Below are 2233 nucleotides of genomic sequence, written 5' to 3'. Positions count from 1 at the left end.
AGTGCGACGTGAAAGTCGTCTAAATAATTGTTTGCGCATGAATAATCTCATGGATCAAACCTGATGTTCCGTCATCAGTAGCCTACCGGCACATGCGGGACTGGTAACGGTCCGGTATGAAGCTGCTGGGACAATGTAGCCGGGCCTTCGGGCCGTGCCGATGCCGTGAGGTGGCGGTATCTTCTGCAAGCATCAGAGCGGATGGGGCGCTAGGCTGGGTGGTATGACTAATTGAAGTGAACTGCTGATAAACGTCGTGAAATTTGACAAGCCAAAGATGCTGATAGGCTTGAACCAAAAGGTGCGCGGTCGGATGTCTCTCTTTACTTTGGAGACACACGGACAAGATAGACCGCCGGCGAATAGGCAGGGTCTAACCCACCCCCGTTATTTAGATGAAACACGGTAAGCCCGTATCTCCGCCCGGCAGTGGGCAGGCCAACCGCAAGGAAAGCTGTCGGTGGTGCGGGTAAAGGATGTCGGAGAAAGCGAAGGCCGGGCTGTAATGGTCTGGACAGGGGTTGCGGCTTGCCAACATCACCCCGCCTGAAAAGGAGCAGACTTCCGACGGGTCTCTCATCGCGAGAAAATATGCAGAACCCTCAAAGGAGGACAGGCAAATGACGGTCATAGCGACTGGTGCGGCCTCCCGCGAAACGGCGGACTGGAGCCAGATTGACTGGTCCTCGGTGCGTCGAACCGTGCGACGGCTGCAAATGCGTATCGCGAAGGCAGTTCGGGAAGGTCGCTGGGGTAAGGTGCAAGCCTTACAGCGGCTGCTGACCCATTCGTTCAGCGGCAAGGCTCTTGCCGTAAAACGAGTTACCGAAAATCGAGGTAAGAGGACGCCCGGAGTCGACCGGATCATCTGGGACACGCCGGGCAAATGCGTCAGAGGAGTATTGTCGCTCAGACGGCGGGGCTATCGGCCACTACCGCTGAGGCGGGTGTATATCCCGAAGGCAAATAGCAAAAAGCTGCGTCCGCTTGGTATTCCGACGATGAAAGACAGGGCCATGCAGGCACTTCACCTGCTTGCGCTACTGCCTGTCGCGGAAACCACGGCAGACCCTAACTCATACGGCTTCCGTCCCTTTCGCGCCGCGCGTGATGCGGCTCGCCAGTGCTTCATTGCACTGCGGGGACGGGGGACGGCGGGATGGGTTCTGGACGCTGACATTGCTGGCTGCTTCGACGAAATCAGCAAGGACTGGCTCACCGCCAACATCTCCATGGACAGGGCGGTGCTCCGGAAGTGGCTGGACTCCGGTTATATGCAGGACGGCGAATGGCACGCAACTCGAGCGGGAACTCCGCAAGGCGGAATAATCTCGCCAACACTTGCCAACATGGCCTTGGACGGAATGGAAACGATGTTAAAGGCTCATTACGGCCCCAAACATCGAAACATACGCACCAAGGTCAATATGATACGTTACGCCGATGACTTTGTCATTACTGGTGCATCGAGAGAAGTGCTGGAGGAGGCAAGGACTTTGGTAGAGGAATTTCTATCTGCACGGGGTCTATCCCTGTCTGAAGAAAAGACTCGCCTCGTGCGGGTCGAGGAAGGCTTCGACTTCCTCGGCTGGAACGTGCGCAGATATGATGGGCACACCCACATCAAACCCGCCAAGAAGAACGTGGCGGCGTTCATGCGCAAAATCCGAACGATTATCAAATCCGCCGCCAGCATAAGGCAGGAGCATCTGATATGGCGACTCAACCCTGTCATACGGGGTTGGACCAATTATCATCACAACCAGGTGGCGAAGGAAACCTTCCGAAAGGTCGATCACCTCATCTGGAAGTGTCTCTGGCAGTGGGCCTGTCGTAGGCACCCGAACAAACCGCGTCGTTGGGTGAAGGGGCGTTACTTCATTCGGGAAGGCACGCGCGACTGGGTGTTCCGCGCAGGCGTGAAGGACGACGGAGGAAACGTCACGTTCACACGGTTGCTGAATGCAGCCGACGTTCCCATCCGTCGCCATTGCAAAATCCGGGCTGCTGCCAATCCGTTTGATCCGGTCTGGGACGGTTACTTCGCCGCAAGGCGCAGCCGACCCACGGATCTACCGGCAGACCTCGGATGACCCGCATCCGCCCCTTGATCGAGGGGACTGGTGGCTCTGGTCACACAGGGCTTCGTGGAGGCTTGAGCTGCATGCAGGGAAACTTGCACGTGCAGTTCTAAGGGGGGAGCGGTCCGGTAACGGGTCGCTCCTACCCGACA

General features: G+C 57.3%; 1 protein-coding gene. It reads left to right on the top strand.

Features of this window, described 5'->3' with window-relative positions:
- The first annotated feature begins 620 nt into the window (after positions 1-620).
- Complete coding sequence (ltrA, locus tag HHL26_RS23975) at positions 621-2093, top strand: group II intron reverse transcriptase/maturase (RefSeq protein ID WP_061939493.1); 1473 nt, start codon at positions 621-623, stop codon at positions 2091-2093.
- Positions 2094-2233: the final 140 nt, after the last annotated feature.

The sequence above is a fragment of the Sphingobium sp. TB-6 genome (assembly GCF_012927365.1).
In the GTDB taxonomy this organism is placed as follows: Bacteria; Pseudomonadota; Alphaproteobacteria; order Sphingomonadales; family Sphingomonadaceae; genus Sphingobium.
Note: the sequence above shows the minus strand (reverse complement) of the source record. Positions and strands in the feature narration are given on the sequence as shown.

Excerpts from the sequence above, each read along its gene's own strand:
- ltrA (WP_061939493.1), top strand. The coding sequence starts at position 621 with ATGACGGTCATAGCGACTGGTGCGGCCTCCCGCGAAACGGCGGACTGG.